This is a genomic window from Teichococcus rhizosphaerae (assembly GCF_002631185.1).
GTDB lineage: Bacteria > Pseudomonadota > Alphaproteobacteria > Acetobacterales > Acetobacteraceae > Pseudoroseomonas > Pseudoroseomonas rhizosphaerae.
In genome coordinates this window covers 21,680-46,466 of the sequence record NZ_PDNU01000001.1, presented here as the reverse complement: position 1 = coordinate 46,466, position 24,787 = coordinate 21,680, and the positions used below count along the sequence as shown (strand labels likewise).

Annotated in this window: 25 protein-coding genes and 1 pseudogene; 14 read left to right on the top strand and 12 right to left on the bottom strand. The window is 72.0% G+C overall.

The window, feature by feature from the left end; all coding sequences use genetic code 11:
* Positions 1 to 3: 3 nt before the first annotated feature.
* Positions 4 to 762, top strand: a complete 759-nt coding sequence (locus CR162_RS00225) for an arginyltransferase (RefSeq protein WP_099093529.1) — start codon at positions 4 to 6, stop codon at positions 760 to 762.
* A 99-nt stretch (positions 763 to 861) separates the two neighbouring features.
* Here CR162_RS00225 and CR162_RS00220 read toward each other — a convergent pair whose 3' ends face one another.
* Both CR162_RS00220 and epmA read right to left on the bottom strand, forming a co-directional pair.
* Positions 862 to 1,779 (bottom strand): hypothetical protein, encoded by a 918-nt coding sequence (locus CR162_RS00220; protein WP_099093528.1) that lies wholly within the window; start codon positions 1,777 to 1,779, stop codon positions 862 to 864.
* A gap of 17 nt (positions 1,780 to 1,796) precedes the next feature.
* Entirely contained in the window at positions 1,797 to 2,873 is a 1,077-nt protein-coding gene (epmA, locus tag CR162_RS00215; RefSeq protein WP_099093527.1) for an EF-P lysine aminoacylase EpmA, read from the bottom strand.
* Between the two features lie 37 nt (positions 2,874 to 2,910).
* On the opposite strand from epmA, the gene CR162_RS00210 reads away from it, so the two are divergent.
* Positions 2,911 to 4,005, top strand: a complete 1,095-nt coding sequence (locus CR162_RS00210) for a lysine-2,3-aminomutase-like protein (protein ID WP_099093526.1) — start codon at positions 2,911 to 2,913, stop codon at positions 4,003 to 4,005.
* Positions 4,006 to 4,074: 69 nt separating this feature from the next.
* On the opposite strand, the gene CR162_RS00205 is transcribed toward CR162_RS00210, so the two are convergent.
* Entirely contained in the window at positions 4,075 to 4,503 is a 429-nt protein-coding gene (locus CR162_RS00205) for a MarR family winged helix-turn-helix transcriptional regulator (protein WP_099093525.1), read from the bottom strand.
* 46 nt (positions 4,504 to 4,549) lie between these two features.
* On the opposite strand from CR162_RS00205, the gene CR162_RS00200 reads away from it, so the two are divergent.
* From CR162_RS00200 to CR162_RS00170, 8 genes and pseudogenes are all read left to right on the top strand, one after another.
* Entirely contained in the window at positions 4,550 to 5,620 is a 1,071-nt protein-coding gene (locus CR162_RS00200; protein ID WP_099093524.1) for an LLM class flavin-dependent oxidoreductase, read from the top strand.
* 88 nt (positions 5,621 to 5,708) lie between these two features.
* Entirely contained in the window at positions 5,709 to 6,458 is a 750-nt protein-coding gene (gene lepB / locus CR162_RS00195) for a signal peptidase I (protein WP_099093523.1), read from the top strand.
* A 13-nt stretch (positions 6,459 to 6,471) separates the two neighbouring features.
* On the top strand, positions 6,472 to 7,173 hold the full coding sequence (gene rnc, locus CR162_RS00190; protein WP_099093522.1) for a ribonuclease III: 702 nt from the start codon (positions 6,472 to 6,474) through the stop codon (positions 7,171 to 7,173).
* On the top strand, positions 7,170 to 8,114 hold the full coding sequence (gene era / locus CR162_RS00185) for a GTPase Era (RefSeq protein WP_099093521.1): 945 nt from the start codon (positions 7,170 to 7,172) through the stop codon (positions 8,112 to 8,114). Before rnc ends, era begins: the two co-directional genes overlap by 4 nt.
* A 60-nt stretch (positions 8,115 to 8,174) precedes the next feature.
* On the top strand, positions 8,175 to 8,933 hold the full coding sequence (gene recO / locus CR162_RS00180) for a DNA repair protein RecO (protein ID WP_099093520.1): 759 nt from the start codon (positions 8,175 to 8,177) through the stop codon (positions 8,931 to 8,933).
* Positions 8,926 to 9,117, top strand: a pseudogene (locus CR162_RS23195) (uracil-DNA glycosylase family protein); the annotation flags it as partial. The gene recO and the pseudogene CR162_RS23195, both read left to right, overlap by 8 nt.
* 23 nt (positions 9,118 to 9,140) lie before the next feature.
* Positions 9,141 to 9,464, top strand: a complete 324-nt coding sequence (locus CR162_RS22675) for a uracil-DNA glycosylase family protein (protein ID WP_245870047.1) — start codon at positions 9,141 to 9,143, stop codon at positions 9,462 to 9,464.
* A gap of 29 nt (positions 9,465 to 9,493) precedes the next feature.
* Complete coding sequence (locus CR162_RS00170) at positions 9,494 to 10,054, top strand: DUF1003 domain-containing protein (protein WP_099093519.1); 561 nt, start codon at positions 9,494 to 9,496, stop codon at positions 10,052 to 10,054.
* A gap of 38 nt (positions 10,055 to 10,092) precedes the next feature.
* On the opposite strand, the gene CR162_RS00165 is transcribed toward CR162_RS00170, so the two are convergent.
* Positions 10,093 to 11,472 (bottom strand): Nramp family divalent metal transporter, encoded by a 1,380-nt coding sequence (locus tag CR162_RS00165; protein WP_245870046.1) that lies wholly within the window; start codon positions 11,470 to 11,472, stop codon positions 10,093 to 10,095.
* A 297-nt stretch (positions 11,473 to 11,769) separates the two neighbouring features.
* Here CR162_RS00165 and parC point away from each other — a divergent pair, with 297 nt between their 5' ends.
* On the top strand, positions 11,770 to 14,004 hold the full coding sequence (parC, locus tag CR162_RS00160; RefSeq protein ID WP_099093517.1) for a DNA topoisomerase IV subunit A: 2,235 nt from the start codon (positions 11,770 to 11,772) through the stop codon (positions 14,002 to 14,004).
* 37 nt (positions 14,005 to 14,041) lie between these two features.
* Here the strand turns inward: parC and CR162_RS00155 are convergent, their stop codons facing one another.
* The 5 genes from CR162_RS00155 to CR162_RS00135 all read right to left on the bottom strand — a co-directional run bounded on the left by CR162_RS00155 (position 14,042) and on the right by CR162_RS00135 (position 18,304).
* The gene (locus tag CR162_RS00155; protein WP_099093516.1) at positions 14,042 to 14,926 is read right to left on the bottom strand and encodes a class I SAM-dependent methyltransferase; all 885 of its coding nucleotides are present in this window, start codon (positions 14,924 to 14,926) and stop codon (positions 14,042 to 14,044) included.
* A gap of 29 nt (positions 14,927 to 14,955) precedes the next feature.
* Complete coding sequence (locus CR162_RS00150; protein ID WP_099093515.1) at positions 14,956 to 16,335, bottom strand: APC family permease; 1,380 nt, start codon at positions 16,333 to 16,335, stop codon at positions 14,956 to 14,958.
* Positions 16,336 to 16,585: 250 nt separating this feature from the next.
* Positions 16,586 to 17,095 carry a GNAT family N-acetyltransferase gene (locus CR162_RS00145; protein WP_099093514.1) on the bottom strand — a complete coding sequence of 170 codons (510 nt, stop codon included), beginning with the start codon at positions 17,093 to 17,095 and terminating at the stop codon, positions 16,586 to 16,588.
* Complete coding sequence (locus CR162_RS00140) at positions 17,092 to 17,643, bottom strand: glutathione peroxidase (protein ID WP_099093513.1); 552 nt, start codon at positions 17,641 to 17,643, stop codon at positions 17,092 to 17,094. Before CR162_RS00140 ends, CR162_RS00145 begins: the two co-directional genes overlap by 4 nt.
* Positions 17,636 to 18,304, bottom strand: coding sequence for a sulfite oxidase-like oxidoreductase (locus tag CR162_RS00135; protein ID WP_099093512.1), 669 nt, complete (start codon positions 18,302 to 18,304; stop codon positions 17,636 to 17,638). Before CR162_RS00135 ends, CR162_RS00140 begins: the two co-directional genes overlap by 8 nt.
* A gap of 111 nt (positions 18,305 to 18,415) precedes the next feature.
* Here CR162_RS00135 and ggt point away from each other — a divergent pair, with 111 nt between their 5' ends.
* Positions 18,416 to 20,146: a gamma-glutamyltransferase gene (ggt, locus tag CR162_RS00130; protein WP_099093511.1), complete on the top strand. Its 1,731-nt coding sequence runs from the start codon at positions 18,416 to 18,418 to the stop codon at positions 20,144 to 20,146.
* Between the two features lie 48 nt (positions 20,147 to 20,194).
* Here ggt and CR162_RS00125 read toward each other — a convergent pair whose 3' ends face one another.
* Positions 20,195 to 21,889 carry a thiamine pyrophosphate-dependent enzyme gene (locus CR162_RS00125; RefSeq protein ID WP_099093510.1) on the bottom strand — a complete coding sequence of 565 codons (1,695 nt, stop codon included), beginning with the start codon at positions 21,887 to 21,889 and terminating at the stop codon, positions 20,195 to 20,197.
* Positions 21,890 to 22,149: 260 nt separating this feature from the next.
* On the opposite strand from CR162_RS00125, the gene CR162_RS00120 reads away from it, so the two are divergent.
* Together CR162_RS00120 and CR162_RS00115 are read left to right on the top strand one after the other, a co-directional pair.
* The gene (locus tag CR162_RS00120; RefSeq protein WP_099093509.1) at positions 22,150 to 22,404 is read left to right on the top strand and encodes an Lrp/AsnC ligand binding domain-containing protein; all 255 of its coding nucleotides are present in this window, start codon (positions 22,150 to 22,152) and stop codon (positions 22,402 to 22,404) included.
* Positions 22,405 to 22,542: 138 nt separating this feature from the next.
* Complete coding sequence (locus tag CR162_RS00115) at positions 22,543 to 22,815, top strand: hypothetical protein (RefSeq protein ID WP_099093508.1); 273 nt, start codon at positions 22,543 to 22,545, stop codon at positions 22,813 to 22,815.
* Positions 22,816 to 22,885: 70 nt separating this feature from the next.
* Here the strand turns inward: CR162_RS00115 and CR162_RS00110 are convergent, their stop codons facing one another.
* Entirely contained in the window at positions 22,886 to 23,932 is a 1,047-nt protein-coding gene (locus tag CR162_RS00110; RefSeq protein WP_099093507.1) for a Bug family tripartite tricarboxylate transporter substrate binding protein, read from the bottom strand.
* Positions 23,892 to 24,668, bottom strand: coding sequence for a GntR family transcriptional regulator (locus CR162_RS00105; protein WP_099093506.1), 777 nt, complete (start codon positions 24,666 to 24,668; stop codon positions 23,892 to 23,894). The genes CR162_RS00110 and CR162_RS00105 overlap by 41 nt, the downstream gene beginning before the upstream one ends.
* Between the last annotated feature and the right edge of the window lie 119 nt (positions 24,669 to 24,787).

Genomic DNA, 24,787 nt, shown 5'->3' with positions numbered 1-24,787 from the left:
CAGATGCTGCACCGCTCCACCCGCCGCCCGCAATTCTTCTACACCACCGCGCCGCTGCCATGCCCCTACCTGGCCGGCCGCCTGGAACGGAAGATCGTGACCGAGCTGACCGGCCCCGATGCCGAGCCGCTGCATGACCGCCTTTCGCGGGCGGGCTTCCGCCGCAGCCACAACATCGCCTATTCGCCGGTCTGCCCGGGCTGCCAGGCCTGCATCCCCATCCGCATCGATGCCGCGGGCTTCCTGCCGGACCGCACCCAGCGCCGGGTCGCCCGCGCCAATGCGGAGGTGCAGGGCAACCCCGCCCCGGCGCGCGCCACGGCCGAGCAGTTCTCGCTGTTCCAGCGCTACCAGCGCGGCCGCCACCAGGACGGCGACATGGCGGCGATGGGCTTCTACGACTACCGCGCCATGGTGGAGGACACGCCCATCACCACCGGGCTGGTGGAGTTTCGCGACGCCGATGGCCGGCTGCTCGGCGGCTGCCTGACCGACTGGCTGAGCGACGGCCTTTCCGCCGTGTATTCCTTCTACGACCCGGAGATGGAGAAGCGCTCGCTCGGCACCTTCATCGTCATGTGGCTGGTGCGGCGGGCGGTGGAGCTGGGGCTGCCTTATGTCTATCTGGGCTACTGGGTGCCGCAGAGCCGCAAGATGGCCTACAAGGCCCGCTTCCATCCGAGCGAGGTGCTGACCGGCGGCGCCTGGCGCCCGCTGGAGGAATACGCCGCCGCGCGCTCCGTGCTGGTGCCGGGCGGCTAGAGCAGTTTCCGTTCGCCCTGGCTCGCGGCAATTGCTCTAGCACATTGTCTTCAGGAGCATCCTCACCCGATCAGAAGATGCTCTAAGCCGCCCCTTCCATCAGCCTTCCCGCAGCCGCGCCTGCAACGCGGCGAGGGCCTCCGGCAGCGCCCGGTGCGGGGGCAGGCCGAGCCGCTCCGCCTCCGCCGCGAGCCAGGCGGCATGCACCAGCCGCACCCGTCCCGGCATGGCCGGCAGGTCCAGCAGCTGCGCCAGGGCCGTGCGGTGGCGGCCGCCCAGCAGGCGCAGGACCTCCCCGCGCGGTCCGATGGCCAGCCCCGCCTCCCCTTCCCGCCGCTCGGCACCGACACCGCGCAGCGCATGGGCGGGCGCCGGCGGCAGGGCATGGCGCGGGCGGTAGCCTTCCCGCCGCATCCCGTCGCGCAGCGCGGCGTAGTGGGTGAAGTACGCCTCCACCAGCGCCGGCGTGGCGAGCGCCACCCCGTTGCGCCGCTCGGGCTGCCCCGCCGCCGCGCGCTCCAGCATATAGCGGTACACGCCGCTGTTCCGGTAGGCCGTGCCCGGCTGGCACAGGGCGGCCATCTCCAGATGCACCACGCTGCTCGCCAGCGGTTCGGCGGCGCCGGACCAGTCGCCCGCATCCAGGAAGCGGTGCGCCAGCCGGAAGCTCCGCCGCCCATCGGTCACCACGTCGAGCAGTTGCCAGCACAGGCGGCGCGGCGGCACCCACACCAGAAGCCCGGCGCCGAAATAGTGCTCCGCCTCCTCCAGCCGGGGCGGCACGGCGGAGGCACCCCGCCGCAGCGCGGCCAGGGCAGCGTCGAGGCGGCGGGGAAACAGCAGGGCGTGGCCCCGGAGGGGCGCCGCCAGCCGGGCCCAGGCATCGCCCAGCCGCCGCCAGCGCGCGACACGAAGCTGCTCCGGACCCAGCAGCGGCCGGTAGCGCGGCCCGCCCTCATGGGCGGTGGGCCAGGAAGCGGCGCCTGCCCTCTCCTGCGTCTCGTCCCCGTTGCCCATGCCAGCGCCGCCCGCGCTCAGGATCGTGGCCCGGGCGGATAGGGCCAGCCGCCCAGCCACAGCGTGTCCGCGACGCTGTCCGCGCCCGCCGCCAGCATGGCCAGCCGGTCGAAGCCGAGCGCGATGCCGGCGGTGGGCGGCATGCCCCGCGCCAGGGCGGCGAGGAAATCGGCGTCCACCGGCCAGCCCTCGCCGTACAGGCGCTGCCGCTCGGCCAGGTCGCGGGCGAAGCGGGCGGCCTGCTCCTCCGCGTCGGTCAGCTCGTCGAAGGCGTTGGCCAGCTCGATGCCGGCCATGAACAGCTCGAAGCGCAGCGCCGCGCGGGGGTCGGCCGGGTCGCGCCGGGCCAGGGCGGCCTGCGGGGCCGGCCAGTGGGTCAGAAAAGTGGCGCGCCCGCGCCCGATCGCGGGCTCCACCCGTTCCAGCAGGATGCGGAAGAACAGATCCTCCCAGTTCTCGCCTTCGCGCGGGGAGATGCCGGCCCCGCGCGCGGCCGCGTGCAGCGCGGCGGCGTCGCCCTCGCCCGCCGCATCCAGGGTGGACAGGATGTCGAGCCCGCCGGCGTGGCGGCGGAACGCCTCGGCCACGGTCAGCCGCTCGAAGGGCTGGCCGAGGTCGGTCTCCACCCCTTCCCAGGCGATGCGCGGCGGCAGCACGGCGCGGCAGAAATCCTCCGTCTCGTCCATCAGCGCGTCCAGGGTGGCGCCGGGGCGGTACCATTCCAGCATGGTGAACTCGGGCGAGTGGCGGGGCGAGACCTCACCGTTGCGCCACACCCGCGCCAGCTCGAACACCGGCCCGCACCCCGCCACCAGCAGCCGCTTGATGGCCAGTTCCGGCGAGGTGCGCAGCCAGAGCGGAAAGCCGCCCTCCCCCAGCATGGGGCGGAACTCGCTGCGAAAGGCGGCGAGGTGCACCTCCATGCCCGGCGCCGGCACCAGGGCCGGGGTTTCCACCTCCGTGTAGCCGCGCGCCGCGAAGAAGGCGCGCGTTTGCGCCATCAGGCCGGCGCGGCGGCGCAGCACCGGCAGGCGGCGCGCCAGGCTTTCGGGGTGCCATGCCGGGCGGTGGGGCTGGGATGCGGGATCGGGCATTGCGGCGGCGCGGCCTCCGGGCGTAAGGCGCGCGACCATGCCTGATGGTTCCGCTCCTTTGAAGCCCCGCACCCTGCGCGACGCCGCCGGACTGGTGGAGGCGGGCCTTGTGCCGCCCGAGGCCGCGCCGGGGCTGGAGCGGCTGTCGGCCACCTATGCCATCGCCATCACCCCCGTGGTGCGGGCGCTGATCGACCCCGCCGACCCGGCCGACCCCATCGCCCGGCAATACGTGCCGGACATCGCCGAGCTGGAAACGCTCCCCGAGGAGCGCAGCGACCCGACCAGCGACGCTCCCTTCACCCCCGTGAAGGGCGTGGTGCACCGCTACCCCGACCGCGCCCTGCTCAAGCCGCTGCTGGCCTGCCCCGTCTATTGCCGCTTCTGCTTCCGGCGCGAGGTGGTGGGGCCGGATGGCGGTCTGCTGTCCGAGGCGGAGCTGGAGGCGGCGCTGGACTGGTTCGCCGCCACGCCTACGGTGCGCGAGGCGATCCTGACCGGCGGCGACCCGCTGATGCTCTCGCCCCGCCGCCTCCGGCACATCCTGGCGCGCCTCTCGGCCAGCCCGCATCTCGACATCATCCGGCTGCATTCGCGCGTGCCGGTCTCGGCGCCGGGGCGCGTGACGGCCGCGCTGGCCGAGGCGCTGGACAGCGAGAAGGCGCTGTTCCTGTGCGTCCATACCAACCATGCGCGCGAGTTCGCGGCACCCGCCCTCGATGCGCTGCGCCGCCTGCGCCGCGCGGGCGTCGCGCTGCTCGGCCAGAGCGTGCTGCTGCGGGGCGTGAACGACAGCGCAGAGGCGCTGGAGGCGCTGTTCCGCGCCATGCTGGCCGCGCAGGTGAAGCCCTACTACCTGCACCAGCTCGACCGCGCCCCCGGCACGGCGCGCTTCGAGGTGCCCATCGCGGAAGGGCGCCGCATCCTGCGCGCCTTGCGCGGGCGGCTCACCGGCCTGGCCTGGCCTGCCTATGTGCTGGACCTGCCCGGCGGCGCCGGCAAGGCGCCTCTCGGGCCGGACTTCGCCACCGCCGAGGGAGCGGACTGGCTGGTGGAAGGCCCGCTGGACCACGAGCCGCACCGCCACCCCGCGCGCGCCCACCCTTCCGCCCCGCCGCGCGCCGCCGGCTGAGCGGCGGAAGCCGCTCCGGCATCCCGCCATCCGGAGCGCCCTCGCCCCGGATGGCGCCACCCGCCGGCCTCACCCGCCCGGCGGCTCGCCCTGGGGGGCGCCCCTCGCGCCGTCGGCTTCGGCGAGGGCGTCGCGCAGTTCCTCCAGCGCGCCGGGCGCCATCTGCGCCAGCCGGCGCAGGCCGAGGGGCGTGGGCTCGATCAGCCGCACCCGGTTGTCCTCCGGCGCCGGGCGCTGCACCAGATAGCCATGCTCCACCCCATCCGCCACGGCGCGGGAAAGCGTGGCCATGCTCAGCATGCCGGAGCTCATCGCGTAGAGATCCTTCTGCGTCAGCCGCACGCCGCCATGGGCAGCCCGCACCGCCTCCAGGAAGCACCAGATCCGCTCCGGCCCCCGCACCGCCGGGCAGCGGGCGGCACGCAGCAGCGCGAATTGCTGGCGCATCACGGATGTATGCGCCGCGGCGACGGCGCGACTGGCCCGATCCTCCTCCATCACAGCTTTTCCTTTTCGTGCGACGGCGAGACGCTACCCTGACGCCATGGCCCTCGTCCTCTCCATCCTTGACCAGTCCACCATCGCCTCCGGCCGCGATGCCGGCGCGGCGATCCGCGAAACCCTGGCGGCGGCGCAATACGCCGATGCGCTGGGCTATGCCCGCTACTGGCTGGCGGAGCACCACAACAGCCAGAGCCATGCCGGCGCCGCACCCGAGATCCTGATCGCGGCCATCGCCGCCACCACGCGGCGCATCCGCGTGGGCTCGGCGGGGGTGATGCTGCCGCACTACGCCGCCCTGAAGGTGGCCGAGCAGTTCCGCGTGCTGGAAGCGATCGCGCCGGGGCGGATCGATCTCGGCGTCGGCCGGGCGCCGGGCAGCGACGGGCGCACCGCCTATGCGCTGAACCCCGCCGCCGCGCAGGGCCTGCTCGGCCAGGGCGACCGCTTCCCCGCGCAGGTGCAGGAGCTGCTGGGCTGGCTCGGCGAGGGGCTGCCGGCGAGCCACCCCTTCCGCGACATCCGCGCCCAGCCCGAGGTGCCGACGCGGCCGGAGCTGTGGATGCTCGGCAGCTCCGACTATGGCGCGCAGCTCGCCGCCTATTTCGGCCTGCCCTACTGCTTCGCGCACTTCATCACCGATGGCGCGGGCGCCGGGCAGGCGATGGCGCTCTACCGCCAGGGCTTCCGCCCCGAGGCGGGACGGCTGCCGGCGCCGCACGCGGCGATCGCCGTCTTCGCCCTTTGCGCGGACACGGAGGCGGAGGCGGCGCGGCTCTTCTCCTCCCGCGCCCTGTGGCGCCTCTCGCGCGACCGCGGCATCTACCCGCCCCTGCCGAGCCCCGAAGAGGCCGAGGCCCATCCCTGCACCGAGGCGGAGCGGGAGAAGCTGGCGCGGATGCAGGCGCGCGCCATCATCGGCACGGCGCCGCAGGTGCGGGAGCGGCTGGAGGCGCTGGCGGCCGAGCTGGGCGCCGCCGAGGTGGCGGTCCTGACCCCGGTGCACGACCCGGCGGCGCGGCGGGCATCGCTGCGCCTGCTGGCCGGCGCCTTCGGCCTTCCGGGCGCCGCCGGGGCGGGCGCGGCGCCCCTGCCGGCGGCTGCCCTTCCTTGACAGCACACCCCGCCCCGCGCTCTACCCCCCTCCTGGGTCGCGGCGGCTGGCGCGGCGTACCGAAGCAGGGCCTCGCGCACACCATCCGATGACCAAGAAAACCGGTGGCTGGCTCGAAAGCATCAAGACCGTGGTCTATGCCGGGCTTATCGCCGTCGGCATCCGGACCGTTGCCTTCGAGCCCTTCAACATCCCTTCGGGCAGCATGATCCCCACCCTGCTGGTGGGGGACTACCTGTTCGTCTCGAAATACGCCTATGGCTATTCGCGGCACTCCATGCCCTTCAGCCCGGAGCTGTTCCAGGGCCGGATCTTCGGCTCGATGCCGGCGCGCGGCGACGTGGCGGTGTTCAAGTTCCCGCGCGACAACAGCACGGACTACATCAAGCGCATCGTGGGCCTGCCCGGCGACCGCATCCAGATGCGCGGCGGCAAGCTCTTTCTCAACGGCCAGGAAGTGCCGCGCGAGGGGCTCGGCCCCTACACGGTGGAAGGCGATGGCCCGCGCATGACGGTGCGCCGCTACCGCGAGACCCTGCCCGCCTCGGCCGGCGCCGCGCCTGTGCGGCACGAGATCCTGGAAGCCTCGGATGACGGGCACTACGACAACACGGCCGAGTTCGTGGTGCCGCCCGGCCATGTCTTCGCCATGGGCGACAACCGCGACAACAGCCTCGACAGCCGCGAGATGAACGCGGTGGGCTTCGTGCCGGTGGAGAACCTGGTGGGCCGCGCCGAGATGATCTTCTTCTCGGTCGATGGCTCGGCCGCGTGGTGGGAGGTGTGGGCCTGGCCCTTCGCGGTGCGCTGGGACCGCCTCTTCTCGGGCGTGCGGTGAGGGAGCGGCAGGCATGAGCAAGGCCGGTCCCGCCCTGCCGGACGGGGCGGTCTTCCTGTCCCGCATCGGCCACCGCTTCACCGACCCGGCGCTGCTGTCGCAGGCGATGACGCACCGCTCCGCGGCCGACCCCAAGCGCGGCATGCTCGATTCCAACGAGCGGCTGGAGTTCCTGGGCGACCGCGTGCTGGCCCTGGTGATGGCCGAGTGGCTGGCCGAGCGCTTCCCGAACGAGCGCGAGGGCGCGCTGGGCAAGCGCCTTTCCGTGCTGGTGGCGGCCGACACGCTGGCCAAGGTGGGCGAGGCGATCGGCCTGCCCGCCGCGCTGCGCATCCCGCCTGCCGAGGGGCGCACGGGCCTGCGCGGCCGCGGCACCGTCATCGCCGACGCGACCGAGGCGCTGATCGGCGCGCTCTACCTCGATGCCGGGCTGGAGGTGGCGCGCGGCTTCGTCCGCCGCGAATGGGCCGCCTTCATGGAGGCGGACCCGACGCCGCCCATGTCCGCCAAGAGCCGCCTGCAGGAACACACGCTGGGCCGCGCCGAGGGATTGCCGGAATACCGGCTGGTCTCGACCACGGGGCCTTCCCATATGCCGGTCTTCGTCGTGGCCGTCCGCGCTGGCGGGCGCGAGGCGGAGGGCCGTGGCGAATCCAAGCGCGCGGCCGAACAGGCGGCGGCCGAGGCCTGGCTGGCAGGACGCGACAAGACATGACCGAGATCTCCCCCGAACCCGCTCCCGCCACCCCCGCCGAGGGGGAGGAGCCCACGCGCTGCGGCCTCGTCGCCGTGGTGGGCGCGCCCAATGCGGGCAAGTCCACCCTGGTGAACCGGCTGGCCGGCAGCAAGGTGAGCATCGTCTCGCCCAAGCCGCAGACCACCCGCTTCCGCATCCGCGCCGTGGTGATGCAGGGCCGGACGCAGATCGTGCTGACCGACACGCCCGGCATCTTCGCGCCCCGCCGCCGGCTGGACCGCGCCATGGTCGCCGCCGCCTGGGAAGGCGCGCAGGACGCGGACGTGGCACTGCTGATCGTCGATGCCCGCGCGGGCATGACGGAGGCGGTGCAGTCCATCATCTCCGTGCTCAAGCGCTCCAAGGTGCCGATCTGGCTGGTGCTGAACAAGTCGGACCTGATCGACACCAAGCGCCTGCTGCCGCTGACCGCCACGCTGAACGAGCAGCTCTCCTTCGAGGAGACCTTCATGATCAGCGCGGAGAAAGGCGATGGCCTCGACCGGCTGATGACCGCCCTGGCCGCCCGCCTGCCCTACGGCCCCTGGCTGTTCCCGGAGGACGAGCTTTCCGACCTGCCGGAGCGGATGCTGGCGGCCGAGATCGTGCGCGAGCAGATCCTGCGCCAGACGCATGAGGAGGTGCCGCACCACACCACGGTGGAAACCGAGCAGTGGCAGGAGCGGCGCGACGGCTCGGTACGGATCGACTGCACCATCTATGTCGGCCGCGCCACGCAGAAGGCCATCCTGATCGGCGATGGCGGCAGCCGCGTGAAGGAGATCGGCCGCCGGGCGCGCTCCGAGCTGGAGAAGCTGCTGGAGCGCCGCGTCCACCTGTTCCTCAACGTCAAGGAGCGCCAGGGCTGGGACGAGGAACGTGCCCGGCTGCGCGCCATCGGGCTGGATGACGCCGGCTGATCATGGGCCGGCGCTTCGCTCCTCCGGCAGGTCTGCCTCCGGCGGCCGTGGCCTGAGCTGATGGAGTGGCAGGCCCCCGCCATCGTGCTGGAGGCCCGCCCGCATGGCGAGGGTGGCGCCGTCGTCGCCGTGCTGACCGAGGCGCACGGGCGGCATCTGGGCCTGGCCAAGGGTGGCGGCTCGCGCGCCCAGGCGGGGCTGTGGCAGCCGGGCAACCTGGTCGAGGTGCGCTGGGTGGCGCGGCTTTCCGACCAGCTCGGCGCCTTCAGCGGCGAGATGGTGCATCCCACCGCCGCCCTGGCGCTGGACGAGCCGCTGTCCCTCGCTCTCCTCCGCTCCGCCTGCGCGCTCGCCGCCGACGCGCTGCCGGAGCGCGAGGCGCAGCCGCGCGTCTTTTCCGGCCTGCTCGCGCTGATGGCCAATCTGGGCCGCGGCGCCCCCGCCATGATGGCCGACTACATCCGCTGGGAGGCGCTGCTGCTGGAGGCGCTGGGCTATGGGCTCGACCTGTCCGCCTGCGCCGTGACCGGCACGGCCGAGCACCTCACCCATGTCTCGCCACGCAGCGGCCGGGCGGTGAGCGCCGAGGCCGCCGCCCCCTATGCCGGGCGGCTGCTGCCGCTGCCGCTGTTCCTGCAGGGCGGGCAGGCCGAGGCGGACCCGGCCGAATGGCTCGCCGGGCTGCGGCTGACCAGGCATTTCCTGGCGCGCGACGCCTTCGGCAGCCGCCACCGCCCCGTGCCGGTGGCGCGGGCGTGGCTGGAGACGCGCATCGAGGCCCTGCTGCCGCCGCCGCCCGGGGCCCCCGCCCATGCCTGAGCCCGCCCTGCCTGACCCGGTACTGCCTGACCCGGTACTGCCCGACCTGCTGGCGCCTGGGCTGCGGCTGGTGTTCTGCGGCTCGGCGCCGGGCCTCGTCTCGGCGGCGCGGGGCGCCTACTACGCGCATCCTGGCAACCGCTTCTGGGGCATCTGCACCAGGCGGGGATCACGCCGCGCCGCCTGGCGCCCGCCGAATACCCCGAATTGCTGCGCCACCGCATCGGCCTCACCGACATGGCCAAGCACGCCGCCGGCAATGACGACCAGCTCCCCCCCGATGCCTACGACCCAGCGGGCTTCGCCGCCCGCATCCGTGCCGTGCGCCCGGAGGCGGTGGCCTTCACCGCCAAGGCGCCCGCCGCCGCCTTCCTCCGCCGCCGCACCGGCGCCGTGGCCTATGGCCGGGTCGAGGGCCCGGCGGATTTTCCGCCCGTCTGGGTGATGCCCTCCACCTCCGGCCAGGCCAGCCGCTTCTGGGATGCGCGGCCCTGGCTGGCACTGGGCCAGTGGTTCCACGCCCGCCCCTGAAAGCTTCCCCGCGCCCCGGAGCCGCCGCCATGCCCCCTTCCCCGAAGCCGGAATTCCGTGAGGCCGCCGAGCGCTGGTTCGGCGCCGGCGAGGCTCTTGGCGAGGCCGAGCAACGCGCGCTGAGCCGCGCGCTGGAGCGCCGCCCGCTCAGCCACGACACCAACGAGGCCTTCTCCGAGAAGCTGAGCTTCGGCGACCGGGTGGCGGACAAGGTGGCCAGCTTCGGCGGCTCCTGGAGCTTCATCCTGCTCAGCCTGCTGATGCTGGTGCTCTGGGCGGGCGCCAATCTCTGGCTGCTGCGGCAGCCCTTCGACCCCTACCCCTTCGTCTTCCTGAACCTGATCCTCTCGATGGTGGCGGCGTTGCAGGCGCCGATCATCATGATGAGCCAGAACCGGCAGTCGGCGAAGGACCGGCTGGTGGCGGCGCATGACTACGAGGTGAACCTGAAGGCCGAGATCGAGATCATGGCCCTGCACGAGAAGCTGGACCGGATGCGTGCCGAGCAGATGACGGCGCTGCTGGAGCGGCAGGAGCGGCAGATCGAGATGCTGACCCGCCTGCTGGAGGAGAGGCGCGCCACTCCCTGACGAGGGGGGGGTCCAGGGGGCGGTGCCCCCTGGCTGCCTCAGACCAGCTTGAGGGCGCTCAGACCGGTGTAGAGGCCAAGCAGCACGATGGCGATGCTGCTGACCACCAGCAGCGCGTTGAACGCGCCGCTGCCGTAGAGGCGGGGATCGGTCTCGGTGCGGCGGAGGTGCCACACCGCCACCACCACCGCGAGCAGGAAGATGCCGGTGGCGATGCCGCCGATCTGCACCATCAGCACCGGCGAGCGCATGAACAGATAGGCCGTGCCCCAGATCAGCGGCAGGGCGATGGTGAAGATGCGGATCCAGCGCAGCCGGGCCGCCGTGTCGCGCCAGTCCAGCACGCCCATCTCGGCCAGCAGGTTGACATACATGCGCGACCAGCTCGGCACCGCCGCCCACAGGGTGGAGCCCAGCACCACCACCGCGCCCAGCAGGAACACCGTGCCGGCCCACTGGCCCAGCGTGTCGGTGTACATGCGCGAGAGGGCGGTGATCATCTCGTTGCCCTGCGGCACCACGCCCTGCGGGTTCAGCACCGCGGCGCCCATGATGAAGAAGGCGATGGTGCCGAAGGTGTAGATGACCCAGGACAGGAAGGCGTCCTTGTACATGACGCCGATCCAGCCCCTGGCGCGGCGCTGCCAGGCCTCGCTGCCATCGTTCGGGCCGACATAGCGGGCATAGCCCTTCTCGATGCACCAGTAGGTGTAGAAGGTCAGCTCGTCCGCGCCCACGCCGGTGATGCCGAACATGGCGATGGCGGCGCCCACCGCTCCCGCCGGGATGGCGAAGGACAGGCCGCCCGCGATGTCGTCCATCGAATAGGCGAAGGGCGTGAAGGGCAGGCCGAGGGCGATGCCGATGGTGATGAAGGAGAACAGCACCACCAGGATGCCGGCGCCCCGCTCGATGCGGCTGTACCTGTTGCTGTAGAGCAGCGCGATGCTGCCCAGCACGACGATCGCCGTCCAGGCGCCGAGCGAGGTGCCGCCCAGCGGCTCCCCGCCGATCGGAAGCATGATGCTGAGCGCCAGCGCCGTGCCGCCCACCACGCCGCCCATCTGCAGCACCTTGGACAGCGCCATCAGCGCCCAGAGCAGGTTGATCCAGCTCAGCCGCCCGACATGCGGGCCCACCTTGTTGTAGCCGGTGAGCGCCGGCTGGCCGGTGGAGATGCACCAGCGCGCCAGCTCGATCTGCACCGCCACCTTCACGAAGGTGCTGAAGATGACCATCCACAGCAGCGCGAACCCCACCGTGGCGCCAAGCGTGGTGGTGACGATCAGCTCGCCCGAGCCCACGATGGAGGCGCTGAGGATCAGCCCCGGCCCGAGATGCCTCAGCGAGTGCTTCCAGCCCGTGGGCGGCTCCATGATGCCCGCCCGGGTGAGGCGGTAGGGATCGTTCTCCGCCATGACCCGGTTTTTCGCAATGGTTTCGGCGCTTGCACTCATTCCTGAACTTCTCCCGGATTGATTGTTGTTTTTCCTGGATTGATGGCCGGCCCCACTATGGCCACCCGCTTCCGGCAGCGTCAGCCCCTCCGGGGCAATGGTGTACGGCATTGTGAGCCTCGCCTATCCGTTCGTTTTTTGTTCCGTTTTGCCGCGAAGCCCCTGGCGCGAAGCGCCGCGCTGCGCTAGCCCGCCCACACCGCTTACGTGACAGACTGCGTGACCGATGCGTGTACCGAGACTGCCTGGAGTGCCGCCATGCCCGATGACCTGACCGCGTTGCCCGAAGGCGGGGCCGTGAAGCCGACCAACCTCTCCGCCGCGCTGTCGGAGCGGTACCTGGCCTATGCCATGTCCACCATCACGGCGCGCTCCCTGCCGGATGTGCGGGACGGGCTGAAGCCGGTGCACCGCCGGCTGCTCTGGGCCATGCACCAGCTGAAGCTGGACCCGGCGGCGGGCTTCAAGAAATGCGCCCGCATCGTGGGCGACGTGATGGGCAAGTACCACCCGCATGGCGACGCCTCGATCTACGAGGCCATGGTGCGGCTGGCGCAGGAATTCGCCGCCCGCTACCCGCTGGTCGAGGGCCAGGGCAATTTCGGCAACATCGACGGCGATAACGCCGCGGCCATGCGCTACACCGAGGCGCGGCTGACCGCCATCGCGAGCGCGATGCTGGAAGGCATCGAGGAGAACGCGGTCGATTTCCGCGCCACCTATGACGGCGAGGAGCAGGAGCCGATCGTCCTGCCCGCAGCCTTCCCCAACCTGCTGGCCAATGGCGCCAACGGCATCGCGGTGGGCATGGCCACCTCCATCCCGCCGCACAATGCGGGCGAGCTTTGCGCCGCCGCCCTGGCGCTGATCGAGAACCCCAAGGCCGGGATCGACGAGCTGCTGCGGCATGTCCCCGGCCCCGACTTCCCCACCGGCGGCGTGATGATCGAGAGCCCGGAGGCGGTGCGCGAGGCCTATGCCACCGGCCGCGGCGGCTTCCGCATCCGGGCGCGCTGGGAAAAGGAGCAGCTGAAGAACGGCACCTGGCAGGTCGTCGTCACCGAGATCCCCTACCAGGTCGCCAAGTCGCGGCTGATCGAGCAGATCGCGCAGCTCATGGAGGAGAAGAAGCTTCCCCTCCTGGCCGACATCCGGGACGAGAGCACCGACGTCGTCCGCGTGGTGCTGGAGCCCAAGAGCCGGACCGTCGATCCGGCCGTGCTGATGGAGACGCTGTTCCGCGCGACGCCGCTGGAATCCCGCGTCTCGCTCAACATGAACGTGCTGGACGCGAGCCGCACCCCGCGCGTGATGGGCCTCAAGGAGGTGCTGCGCGCCTGGCTCGACCACCGGCACGAGGTGCTGGTGCGCCGCAGCCAACACCGGCTGGACGCCATCGCCCGCCGGCTGGAGATCCTCGACGGCTACCTGGTCGCCTACCTGAACCTCGACGAGGTGATCCGCATCATCCGCGAGGAGGACCATCCGAAGCCCGTGCTGGTCAGCACCTTCTCGCTGACCGAGGTGCAGGCCGAGGCGATCCTGAACATGCGGCTGCGCAGCCTGCGCAAGCTGGAGGAGATGGAGATCCGCCGCGAGCACAAGAAGCTCAGCGCGGAGCAGAAGTCGCTCCAGGCGCTGCTCGGCAGCGAGAAGCTGCGCTGGAAGACGCTGGCCGGGCAGATCGCCGCCACGCGCGAGAAGTTCGGCGAGGAAACGGGGATCGGCCGCCGCCGCACCGCCATCGACGCCGCCCCCGCCGCCGTGGTGATCGACGAGCGCGCCTTCATCGAGCGCGAGCCGATCACCGTCATCCTGTCCGAGAAGGGCTGGATCCGCGCGCTCAAGGGCCATGTGCCGCTGGAAACGGAGCACAAGTTCAAGGAGGGCGACCGGCTGCGCTTCGCGCTGCACGCCGAGACGACCGACCGCATCTGCCTCTTCGCCACCAACGGCAAGAGCTTCACCATCAAGGCCGAGGCCCTGCCGCGCGGCCGGGGCGACGGCCAGCCCGTGCGCCTGATGGTGGAGCTCACCAACGAGGACGAGGTGGTGGAGCTGTTCGTCTGGAGGGAGGGCCGGAAATACCTGGTCGCCGCCGATGACGGGCGCGGCTTCGTCGTCAGGTCCGAGGACCTGGTGGCGGAGAAGCGGACCGGCAAGCAGGTGCTGACGCTGGAGGCGCCCAACGAGGCGGCAGCCTGCGTGCCGGTGGAGGGCGACACCGTGGCCATCATCGGCACCAACCGCAAGCTGCTGGTCTTCCCGCTGGAACAGGTGCCGGAGATGACGCGCGGACGCGGCGTGGCCCTGCAGGGCTACCGCGACGGCCGGCTCTCGGATGTGAAGGTGTTCCAGGGCACGGCTGGCTTGAGCTGGCGCATCGGCGAGCGGGTGCGGCTGGAGACGGACCTCACCACCTGGCGGGGCAACCGCGCGGGCGCGGGCCGGCAGCCGCCGAACGGCTTCCCGCGGAACAACCGGTTCGGATGAGCGCGGCGGGGAAGGAAGCTTCCCCGCCGCCGCGCGCTCAACCCGGCGCGCGCGTCGCGCTCCACTCGGCGCCGTCCTCGGTCCGGCCGGTGATGCGGCCCTCCGCCAGCTCGCCGGTGTAGCGGCGGTTGCCCGCCGTGAAGGCGATGCGGTTGCCGTCCATCTTCGCCTCGGTGATGGGCAGCTCCTGACCATCACGGGTCAGGGTGCCGCTCAGCATCTGGTAGGTCTGGCGCAGCACCAGCCGGTCCTCGCCGAGCCGCCACTCCCCCGCGGCGTCGGCGGGAATGATCCAGAGATAGGCGCGGCAGAAGCTGGAGCACTCGCCCTTATGCTCGTACTGCTGGTCGGCCTCCCAGTCGCCCATGGTGAAGGTGTTGGAGACCACCCGGGTGCCGGGCCGCATGGCCAGCAGGGTCGGGCGCAGGCGCTCGTTCAGCGTGTGCAGCAGGAACAGCGTGACCACGGTGGCATCGGAGAAGTCTGACTGAAAGATATCGGCCTGCGCGAAGGTGGCGCGCTCCGCCACCCCTTCGGCCTGCGCGGCCCGGCGCGAGACCGCCACCAGATCGGGGTTGTACTCGATGCCATGGGCCCGGACGCCGCGCTTGGCGGCCGTGATCACCGTCCGCCCGTCGCCCGAGCCGAGGTCCACGAGGTAGTCCTGCGGGGTGACCTTGGCCATGTCGAGCATGCGGTCGACCAGCGCCTGGTGCGTCGGCACCCAGACCACGTCCTTGCCCATCTGGCCGACCGTGGGCTTGTAGGTGTCGGGTGCCGCCGGGGTGGGCGCGACCGGTGCAGGCTGGGCTTGTGCAGGCTGGGCTTGTGCAGGCTGGGCTTGTGCAGGCTGGGCTTGTGTGCTCTGCCAGCCCCACAGGAAAACGAGGCAGGCCGAGGCGAGAAGGGTCATGCGGTTCATGACGGGGATCTCCACGGTCTAGGATCTGGTCAAAGGGGACTGGCGGGCTGCGATGCGGCGTTCTCCGGGGCAATGGAGCGTGCCGGCTCCTGCTCGTGGCGCCGGAAGAGCAGGAGCGGCGCGCCGGCGGCGACAACGGCGAGCCCGACGAGCGCGCCCAGGCCGGTGTAGGCGATGCTGGCATGCAGCATGTAGAGGCAGCTGAGGCAGAACAGGACCGGCGTCACAGGGTAGAGCGGCACCCGGTAGGGCAGCGCGCGATGCGGCTCCCGGCGCCGCAGCACGAACAGCGCGACGCCGACCAGCAGCAGGAACCCCCAGAAGACCGGCGCGGCGTAGTCCACCATGGCGCGGAAGCCGTCCTGCGTCACCGCGCCGAAACCCACCAGCGCCAGCGCGATCGCCGCCTGCAGGAGCAGGCCGTTGGCCGGCGTGCTGCCGCGCCCGCTCCAGTTGCCGACGCGGGACAGGAAGGTGATGTCCCGCGCCATCGCGGCGCAGGTCCGCGCGCCGGTGAAGATCGTCGCGTTCAGCGTCGAGAGGGCGGCAAGAAGAATAGCGGCGCTGACCAGGTTGGCGCCGGAAGGGCCGGCCACCGCGCGCATCATGTCCGCCGCCACCGCCTGGGAGCCGCGCAGCCCCTCAAGCCCCAGGATTGCAAGCAGGGCCAGGTTCACCAGCACGTAGAGCAGCACGATCACCGCCGTGCCGGCCAGCAGCACACGCGGCACGTTTCGCGGCGCATCCTTCAGCTCGCCGGTGAGATAGGCAGCCTCGTTCCAGCCGCCATAGGTCAGCAGCACGAAGATCATCGCCATGCCTATGCCGGCCGTCTGGGCGGGCGAGGTTTCCAACGCCGGCGCCGCCCCGGTGGCGCCAAGCAGCCCGAAGCCGATGATGGCGAGAATGGCGCCGATCTCGATCAGCGTCACGGCGATCTGGAAGGACTTGCCCTGCACGGTCCCCACGACGTTGACCCCGGTGAGCAGCAGAACAGACAGCGCCGCGTAGATCGCCGGGCCGTGCGGGCCGAGGGGCAGAAGCTGCGCCGCGTAGTCGCCCAGCACGAAGGCCACGCCGGCGATGGCCCCGGTCTGGATCACCGTGCCGCGTGCCCAGCCGAACAGCATGGCCACCGGCCTGCCATAGGCGCGGGAGAGGAAGTGATACTCGCCGCCGCTGTTCGGGTGCGCGGCGGCCAGTTCCGCGTAGCAGAGCGCGCCGATCAGGGTGACGAGGCCGCCCACCAGCCAGACGCCGATGAAGGCCGCCTCGCTGCTCACATGGGCCGCGATCAGGGATGGTGTCCGGAAGATGCCGATCCCGACGACGATGCCGACCAGGATCACCACCGCATCGAAGACGGACAGGGACGATCTCGGGCCTGCCGCCGGTGGAGAGCCGCTCACAGAAACCGGCCCCGGCGCGGGCGGTCGGTGTTACGGAGGCGCGGATCGGGGCCACAACCGGGCACCCCAGGGCGGAACATTCGCCGGTAGTGGCGAGGCGCATCGACAGCATGCATGAGCTGCAAGCATCCCCTGGCGTTGGCGGGGCAATTGAGGCGGCACGCACCTGCAGATCATTTCCGGCAGATAAACATCAAGCCATGCTGGCCAAGAGTTTATCGCAGAGGCGAAAGGGCTGACCCGCGCACGCTCACAAATCGGCCGTGTCGCCGCGCAGCGCGCGGCGCATGAAACGTGCCTCGGCATCGTAGCTCCGCAGCTTGTCGGCCAGCACCGGGTCGTCCACCACGCGGAAGCCCTGTCGCTCCCAGAAGGGGACCGAGCCGCCGACCGCCACCAGGGAAAGCTCGGGCAGGCCCCGGGCGGCGGCCAGCAGCAGCGGCATCAGCCGGCCGGCGGCCCCCTGGCCCCGCGCGGCGGGCAGCAGCGCGACATCGTGCACATAGTAGGTGCCGGGCGCGTCGGGCAGCGCGCCGAGGGGGGTGTTCAGCGCGGGTGGCCGCCGCCGGTGCCAGGGATGGCTGATGGCGTAGCCCACCGGCTCCTCCGCCCCTTCCAGCATCCAGCAGCCGCCCGGGTGCAGCGCCAGCCGCTCGGCCAGTACCGCCGCGTCCTCGGGGTAGCCCGGATGCACGGCGGCGGCGATGCGCTCCACGGCCGGCAGGTCGGCGCACCCCATGGGGCGCCAGCCCGCCCTCATGCCAGCGCGGCCTCGACGGCCCTGCGGAAGGCCGGCGCGTCCGGCTCGGCATTGCTGGGGAAGGCCTGCAACAGCCGGCTGTCCCTCGCCACGAGGTACTTGAAGAAGTTCCAGCGCGGCGGGGTGCTGCGCGCGGCGGTCCAGGCGAAGAAGGGATGCGCCTGCGGCCCCTTCACATGGCAGGGCGCGGCCATGGGAAAGGCCACGCCGAAGGTGGCCTCGCAGAAATCCTTGATGGACTTGCGGTCCGCCGCTTCCTGGTTGAAGTCGTTGGAAGGGACGCCGAGCACCAGCAGGCCGCGCGGCCCGTAGACGTCGTGCAGCGCCTGCAATCCCTCGAACTGGCGGGAGAAGCCGCAGAAGCTGGCGGTGTTGGCCACCAGCAGCGGCCTGCCGCGGAAGTCGCCGAGGTCGATCTCGCCGCCCTCGATGGATTCGAACAGGAAGTCATGGCCCCGGGCAGCCTCGTCCGCCGCGCGCGCGGCGCGCAGCGGCGCCGCCATCAGGGGCGCCGCACGCAGCACCGTGCGGCGCGGAAGGTCAGCCATAGCGCTCCTCCATCCAGGGGTCGCCCCGGTCGTGATAGCCACGCACCTCCCAGAAGCCGGGCTGGTTCTCGGCCATGAAGGTGATGCGCTTCACCCACTTCGTGCTTTTCCAGAAGTAGAGATGCGGCACCACCATGCGCAGCGGGCCGCCATGCTGGCGTGTCAGCCGCTCACCCTGCCAGGAATGGGCGAGCAGGTTCTCGGGCCGCGCGAAATCCTCGAGCGCCAGGTTGGTGGTGTAGCCGTCATGCGCCTCGAAGCTCACGAACCTCGCTCCCGGCTTCAGCCGCGCCAGGTCCAGCAACGCCTGCACCGGCACGCCGGTCCAGGTGTTGTCGTAGCGCGACCATTGCGTGACGCAGTGGATGTCGTTGACGCGATCCTCCTGCGGCAGCTCGCTCAGCCAGGCCCAGTCCAGCGTCACCGGGTTCTCCACCAGCCCGTCCAGACGCAGGCGGAAGGCGCCCTCCGGCACCTCCGGCTGGATGCCGAGGTCGAGCACGGGGAAGTCCTGCACCAGCCGCTGGCCGGGCGGCAGGCGCTGCTCCTCCGGCCGGGCGGTCTCGCCCGTCAGCAGGCGGCCGGCCCTGGCCCAGGCCTGCTTCGTCTCCACCAGCTTCTGGCGGATGCGGCCGCCAGCGCCCGTTTCGTCCTGATCCATCGTGCCTTTTCCGTCGCCCGGGGGTTCGCCCCATAGGTGACGCACGCGCCGCCGGATGCAAGCCCGGCCGCAACCCCGCTACTCTGCCACGGCCCCGTGGAGGAATCGACAATGCCGCGCCTTTTCCTGTTCCTCGGCGTGCTGCTCATCGCCCTGCCCGCGCGGGCGCAGGACACGCAATCCATGCCCGGCGCGCTGGAAGGCGCCCGCCCGCCCGCCCGCGCCGAGCGGCAGATGGTGGCCGCCGCCCACCCGCTGGCGGCCGAGGCGGGGCTCGCCATGCTGCGCCGGGGTGGCGCGGCGGTGGATGCGGCGATCGCGATCCAGGCGGTGCTGACGCTGGTGGAGCCGCAATCCTCCGGCATCGGCGGCGGGGCGCTGCTGCTGCACTGGAATGCCGACCGCCGAGCGCTTTCCGCCTGGGACGGACGCGAGACGGCGCCCGCCGCCGCCACCCCTTCCCTGTTCCTGCGCGCCGACGGCACGCCGCTCACCTTCTACGAGGCGGTGCTGTCCGGCCGCAGCGTCGGCGTGCCGGGGGTGATGCCGATGCTGGAGGCGGCCCACAAGGCGGAGGGAAGGCTCCCCTGGGCCGATCTCTTCGCCCCCGCCATCCGGCTGGCCGAGCAGGGCTTCCCCATCTCGCCGCGGCTGGCCGGCACCATCGCCGCCAATGCCGGGCGGCTGCGGCAGGACCCCGGCGCGGCCGCCTATTTCCTGGCGCCTGATGGCAGCCCCCTCCCCGCCGGCCACACCCTGCGCAACCCGGCCCTGGCGGAAACGCTGCGCGCCGTGGCGGCGGAGGGCAGCAGGGCACTCACCGAGGGGCCTGTGGCGCGGGACATCGTGGCCGCCGTGGCCCGGCATGGCGGTGCCGGCAACGGCATGACGGAGGCCGACCTCGCCGCCTACCGCCCGCAGCGGCGCGAGGCGCTGTGCACGCCCTACCGCGCCTGGCGCGTCTGCGGCTTCCCGCCTCCCTCCTCGGGCGGCGTGGCGGTGGCGCAGATCCTGGGCCTGCTGGAGCATTTCGACATGGCGCGGCTCGACCCGCGCGGGCCGCAGGCGGCGCATCTGCTGGCGGAGGCCAGCCGCCTCGCCTATGCCGACCGCGAGCTCTATCTGGCGGATGCCGACTTCGTCCGCGTGCCGGTGCGCGGGCTGACGGAGGATTCCTACCTCACCCTCCGCGCCCAGCTCATCGACGCGGCCCGCGCCGCCGCCGCCGCGCGCCCGGGCAACCCGCGCTGGCGGCAGGCCGGGCTGGCGCCGATGCCCGCGCAGCCCGAGCACGGCACCAGCCATGTCTCGGTGGTGGATGCCAGCGGCAACGCCCTTTCCATGACCACCACGGTGGAGGATGCCTTCGGCGCCCGGCTGATGGTGCGCGGCTTCGTGCTGAACAACGAGCTGACCGACTTCTCCTTCCGGCCGGAGATCGAGGGCCGCCCCGTGGCGAACCGGGTGGAGGGCGGCAAGCGCCCGCGCTCCTCCATGGCGCCGACGCTGGTGTTCGACGCGGAGGGGAAGCTGCTGGCCAGCCTCGGCTCGCCGGGCGGCGCGCGCATCATCGGCTATGTGGCGCAGACGCTGCTGGGGCTGCTGGACTGGAAGCTGGACCCGCAGGCGGCGGTCTCGCTGCCGCGCGTCAACAGCCTGGGCGGCGCGGTGGAGCTGGAAGCCGACAGCCCCGCCGCCGCGCTGGCGGGCGAGCTCCAGGCGCGCGGCCACAGGACGGACATCCGCCCGCAGCCCTCGGGCCTCCAGGCCATCCTCGTGACGCCGCGGGGCCTGCTGGGCGGCGCCGACCCGCGCCGCGAGGGCACGGCGCTCGGCGACTGACCCGCCGGGCAGGAAAGGAGTTCGGGGGAGTTCGCCTCCCCCGGCCCGTCAGTGCTTCTTCACGTTCCCCTGCGCCCGCAGGTCCGAGATGGTCGCCCGGTGCGTCACCTGCTCCGGATTGACCCGCACCTCGATCACGGCCGGCTTGCCGCTGGCCACGGCACGCTGGAAGGCCGGCACCAGCTCGCCATCCTTCTCCACCGTCTCGCCATGGCCGCCGAAGCTCTCGATGAACTTGGCGAAGTCCGGGTTGGTCAGCTTGGTGCCGGAAACGCGGCCGGGATAGGCGCGCTCCTGGTACATGCGGATGGTGCCGTACATGCCGTTGTTGAACACCAGCACGATCGGCGCGACCCCCGCCTGGAAGGCGGTGGCGATCTCCTGGCCCGTCATCAGGAAGCCGCCATCGCCGACGAGGCCGATGACGGTGCGCTGCGGGAAGCTGACCTTGGCGCCGATGGCGGCCGGCACGGCATAGCCCATGGCGCCATTGGTCGGGCCCAGGAACTCCTGCTCCGCCGTCAGGTGCATGAAGCGGTTCGGCCAGGTGGCGAAGTTGCCGGCATCGCAGGTGAAGATGGTGTCGGGCGGCAGAACCTTCTCCAGCGCCTGCAGCTCGCGGGCGAGGTTCAGCGGCCCGGCATAGTCCGGCGCCTCGGCCTGCTTCAGGCGGGCGGCGTGCACCTCCTTCGTCCAGGCGGACCAGCGGGCCGGGCCGGTGGGGGCCGGCAGCTTCGCCAGCGCCTCGGCGAAGGCGTTGATCTCGGCGGTGATGCCGAGCGCCGGGCGGTAGACGCGGCCGATCTCGGCCTGGTCCGGATAGACATGGACGATCTTCTGGCCGCCCTGCCCGGCCATGTCGAACAGCGTGTAGCCCTGGCTCACCGGCTCGCCGATGCGGGTGCCAAGCGCCAGGATCAGGTCGGCCTGCTTCGCCTTGGCGACCAGCCCGGCATCGGCGCCGACGCCGAGGTCGCCCGCGTAGTTGGGCAGGGTGCAGTCATACAGGCTCTGCCGGCGGAAGCCGACAGCCACGGGCAGGTCGCGCGCCACGCAGAACTCGCGCACGATGCGGCGCGTCTCGGCGCTCCAGCGGGAGCCGCCCAGCACCACCAGCGGGCGCTCGGCCGCGTCCAGCAGGGCCAGCATCTTCTCCAGCGCCGCCGGCGAGGGATGGGCCGGCGCCACCTCGGCAGGGCCGATGTCCGGCACCTGCACCCGCACCTTCTGCATCTCCTCCGAGATGGCGATCACCACCGGGCCGGGGCGGCCGCTCGTCGCCACGTCGAAGGCGTGCGCCATCAGCTCGGGGATGCGGGCCGCGTCGTCGATCTGCGTCACCCACTTGGCCACCGAGCCGAACATGCGGCGGTAGTCCACCTCCTGGAAGCTCTCGCGGTCGGTCTCGGCGAAGGGGATCTGGCCGACGATCAGCACCAGCGGCGTGCTGTCCTGCATCGCCACATGCACGCCGATGGCGGCGTGGCAGGCGCCGGGGCCGCGGGTGACGAGCGCCACGCCCGGGCGGCCGGTCAGCTTGCCATAGGCCTCGGCCATGTTCACCGCGCCCGCCTCGAAGCGGCAGGTGGTCAGCGCGATCTTGTCGCTGTTGGCGTAGAGGCCGTCGAGCAGGTCGAGATAGGATTCGCCGGGCACGCAGAAGGCCTGTGTCACGCCCTGCGCCACCAGCGCATCGGCCAGAAGCTGGCCGCCCGTGCGGCCCGTTGTGCTCATCCCGTCCATGGTCCCGTTCCCTCAGCCAGTTGTCTGGCAACCAGGGCGGCAAGCTAGCGGAGGGCGCGCGGCAGGGCTACCCGGCCGGAAGGCGATTCACCCGCGGCGCACGCCGTCCCCCCTGGGCCGGGGGTTTCCTCCATCGCCCGGCATGGGGCACAAGCGGCCGCGTCACGCGCCCCTCTGTGCGCGCGGCGGGGAACGGGCGATGCTGCCTTCCCGCCGCCCGCGCGGCGGGCCGGAGCACTCCAGGCAAGGGTTGAAACGCGATGCGCGCCATTTTCGTGATGCTGAAATGTGAGATGGGCAAGGCCTACCAGGTGGCCCGCGAGATGGCCGACAGCATCGAGGAGCTGTCCGAGATGCATTCCATCTCCGGCCAGTACGACCTGCTGGGCAAGTTCTACCTGGAGAACGACCAGGATATCGGGCTGTTCGTGGTGGAGAAGGTGCAGTCCGTGGAGGGCGTGAAGGACACCTACACGCTGCAGACCTTCAACGCCTTCTCCGGCGCGCGGGGCTAGTCTTCCCGCCAGGGCGGAAGGGGCGCGAGGGCGGCGCCCTGCCATGATTGCCTTGTTGGGCCACAGGAGCGCCGCGGTTCTGCTGCGGCCTTGCCCCAGGAGGGTGCCAGCCTATGTCGCATCGGAGGAGATCCCACCATGCGGCGCATCCTGGCTCCCCTGGCTTTGGCAGGCACGCTGGTCCTGGCGGGCTGCCAGAACCCGGACGGCTCGACCGACTGGGGAAGCACCCTGGCCCTTGGCGCCGGCGCCGGCCTCGCCGCCGGCCTGATCGCCGGCTCCCTGTCCGACAATGACGACCGCCGCTACCATCGCCGCTCCCACGGCTATGGGCGCGGCTACGGCCGCCCTGGCTACGGCCATGGCTATTACGGCCATGGCCGCCACGGCTATCACGGCCGCCGCTGGTAGGGCGGCCTTTCCGCCGTCTGGAACGCCGCCCCCGCCAGCGCCAGCGATCTGGCAGCGGCGATCTGGCGCCTCAGCTCGCGGAGATGCCCAGCGATGCCAGCGCGTCCTTGCCCTGGCTCCAGAACTCCTCGATCTGCGCCTGCCACACCTTGCGGCCCGCCACGCTCTCGGCCGACTGGCCGGAACTGGTGAGGTAGCTCTGATAGACGGGCGTCCGCATCGCCTTCACCAGCCCCTCCTCCAGCTTCGCGACGCGGTCCTCCGGCGTGCCCCTGAGCACGCAGAAGCCGCGCGTGGTGGCGGCGGTGAAGTTGATGCCGAGCTCCTTGGCCGTCGGCACGTCGGGGGCGGAGGAGACGCGGCTCTCGGCCAGCACCATCAGCGGCTTCACCTCGCCCGCGCGGATCTGCGCCTCCGCTTCCGCGTAGTTCAGCAGGCCGATGTCGATGTTGCCGCCGACCACGTTCACCACGATGTCGCCGCCGCCGCGGAAGGGCACGGCCGCGTGCTGCACCTTGGCCGCCCTGGAGAAGCCCGCCACCGCCACGTGGTCCACGCTGCCGGCATGGGTGATGCCGAAGCGCAGCGGCCGCTTCTGCCCGGCCGAGGCCAGCTCGTCGGCCGAGCGCAGCGGGCTGTCGGCGCGCACCATGACGAATTGCGGATCCTCGGTGGCGCGGGCGATGCCGACGATGTCCTCGATCTGCACTGGCGGCGTCTTGCTGCGCAGCATGGTGATGAGGTGCGTCTGGGTGATCAGCAGCAGGGTGTGGCCGTCCTTCGGCCGGCTGGCCGCATAGGCCAGGGCGGCGGCGCCGCTGCCGCCGGTCTTGTTCACCACGGTGAAGTCCATGCCCAGCACGGCGGGGGCCTGGGCCGTCATCATGCGCGCGGTGATGTCCGTGCCGCCGCCGACGCCGGCATGCGTCACCACCTCGATCGGGCGGCTGCCCAGCGCCGGCTGGGCGCGCAGCAGGGCAGGCGCGGCGAGCATCCCCGCCCCCAGCGCGCCAAGGCCGGTCAGCGCCCGCCGGCGGCTCCAGAGCGCGGGCGCCATCTCGTCGCGCGGGGTTGCCTCACCGCGTGGGTTCGCCTGGGGCATCACGATCTTGAACATGCTCTTCCTCTCCTCGCGCGGCCGCTTTGCCGGGCCGCTTCTTGCCGGCGGGCTCGGTGCCCGCGGGTGGGGTGGACGTGGCGAAGCGCCGCTTGCCACCCCGGATGTGCGCCTCGCCCGCCATGCGCGCCGCAGCGGCGTCGCCGGCGGCCAGGGCGTGCAGGATCGCGGCGTGCTCGGCGTTCGACTCGCGCATGTTCTCCGGCGCCACCAGGGCGCGGCGGCGGAACAGCGTCAGCTCCTTGCCGAGATCGTCGTAAAGGCGGACGGCGCGGCTGCTGCCGCCCATGCTCATCAGTGCCGAATGGAAGTCGAGGTTCAGCGCGTAGTAGCGCGCGGCGTCGTCGCTGTCGGCCGCGCTCTCCATGCCCTGCACCATGTCCTCCAGCGTGCCGAGCTGCTCGGGCGTGGCGCGGCCGGCCAGCCGCTCGCAGGCATAGCCAGTGAGGGCCACGCGCAGGTCATAGACGTCCATCGCCTCCTCGGCGCTGAGCTGGCGCACGAAGGAGCCCTGGTTGACCACCGTCACCACCAGGCCGGAGCGGTCCAGCCCGCGCACCGCCTCGCGCACCGGCCCGCGGCTGACGCCAAGCCGCGCCGCCAGCGCCTGCTCGTTCAGGCGCGTGCCCGGTGGTATCTCCCCTGACAGGATCATGCGCTCCAGCTCGTCGGCGACGAGCGAGGCGAGGGACTGGGTGCGGACGATGTGAAGCGGGGAGACGGGGCTGTCGGCCATGCGGCCAAACTGCCAAATCCCCCGCCCCTTTGTCTACTGTCAGCAGAAGCCACAAAATGTCCTCTGTAAACAGTTTGCAGAATGCGGGCGGGATGCTAGCCTCGGCCCGAGGGAGAACA

Excerpts from the sequence above, each read along its gene's own strand:
- CR162_RS00135 (WP_099093512.1), bottom strand. The coding sequence starts at position 18,304 with ATGGATCAGGACGAAACGGGCGCTGGCGGCCGCATCCGCCAGAAGCTG.
- recO (WP_099093520.1), top strand. The coding sequence starts at position 8,175 with ATGGAGTGGCAGGCCCCCGCCATCGTGCTGGAGGCCCGCCCGCATGGC.
- CR162_RS00115 (WP_099093508.1), top strand. The coding sequence starts at position 22,543 with ATGCGGCGCATCCTGGCTCCCCTGGCTTTGGCAGGCACGCTGGTCCTG.
- era (WP_099093521.1), top strand. The coding sequence starts at position 7,170 with ATGACCGAGATCTCCCCCGAACCCGCTCCCGCCACCCCCGCCGAGGGG.
- CR162_RS00170 (WP_099093519.1), top strand. The coding sequence starts at position 9,494 with ATGCCCCCTTCCCCGAAGCCGGAATTCCGTGAGGCCGCCGAGCGCTGG.
- CR162_RS00205 (WP_099093525.1), bottom strand. The coding sequence starts at position 4,503 with ATGGAGGAGGATCGGGCCAGTCGCGCCGTCGCCGCGGCGCATACATCC.
- CR162_RS00110 (WP_099093507.1), bottom strand. The coding sequence starts at position 23,932 with ATGTTCAAGATCGTGATGCCCCAGGCGAACCCACGCGGTGAGGCAACC.
- rnc (WP_099093522.1), top strand. The coding sequence starts at position 6,472 with ATGAGCAAGGCCGGTCCCGCCCTGCCGGACGGGGCGGTCTTCCTGTCC.
- epmA (WP_099093527.1), bottom strand. The coding sequence starts at position 2,873 with ATGCCCGATCCCGCATCCCAGCCCCACCGCCCGGCATGGCACCCCGAA.
- CR162_RS00145 (WP_099093514.1), bottom strand. The coding sequence starts at position 17,095 with ATGAGGGCGGGCTGGCGCCCCATGGGGTGCGCCGACCTGCCGGCCGTG.
- ggt (WP_099093511.1), top strand. The coding sequence starts at position 18,416 with ATGCCGCGCCTTTTCCTGTTCCTCGGCGTGCTGCTCATCGCCCTGCCC.
- CR162_RS00120 (WP_099093509.1), top strand. The coding sequence starts at position 22,150 with ATGCGCGCCATTTTCGTGATGCTGAAATGTGAGATGGGCAAGGCCTAC.
- CR162_RS00225 (WP_099093529.1), top strand. The coding sequence starts at position 4 with ATGCTGCACCGCTCCACCCGCCGCCCGCAATTCTTCTACACCACCGCG.
- CR162_RS00140 (WP_099093513.1), bottom strand. The coding sequence starts at position 17,643 with ATGGCTGACCTTCCGCGCCGCACGGTGCTGCGTGCGGCGCCCCTGATG.
- CR162_RS00105 (WP_099093506.1), bottom strand. The coding sequence starts at position 24,668 with ATGGCCGACAGCCCCGTCTCCCCGCTTCACATCGTCCGCACCCAGTCC.
- CR162_RS00200 (WP_099093524.1), top strand. The coding sequence starts at position 4,550 with ATGGCCCTCGTCCTCTCCATCCTTGACCAGTCCACCATCGCCTCCGGC.
- CR162_RS00210 (WP_099093526.1), top strand. The coding sequence starts at position 2,911 with ATGCCTGATGGTTCCGCTCCTTTGAAGCCCCGCACCCTGCGCGACGCC.
- parC (WP_099093517.1), top strand. The coding sequence starts at position 11,770 with ATGCCCGATGACCTGACCGCGTTGCCCGAAGGCGGGGCCGTGAAGCCG.
- CR162_RS00125 (WP_099093510.1), bottom strand. The coding sequence starts at position 21,889 with ATGGACGGGATGAGCACAACGGGCCGCACGGGCGGCCAGCTTCTGGCC.
- lepB (WP_099093523.1), top strand. The coding sequence starts at position 5,709 with ATGACCAAGAAAACCGGTGGCTGGCTCGAAAGCATCAAGACCGTGGTC.
- CR162_RS00155 (WP_099093516.1), bottom strand. The coding sequence starts at position 14,926 with ATGAACCGCATGACCCTTCTCGCCTCGGCCTGCCTCGTTTTCCTGTGG.
- CR162_RS00220 (WP_099093528.1), bottom strand. The coding sequence starts at position 1,779 with ATGGGCAACGGGGACGAGACGCAGGAGAGGGCAGGCGCCGCTTCCTGG.
- CR162_RS00165 (WP_245870046.1), bottom strand. The coding sequence starts at position 11,472 with ATGGCGGAGAACGATCCCTACCGCCTCACCCGGGCGGGCATCATGGAG.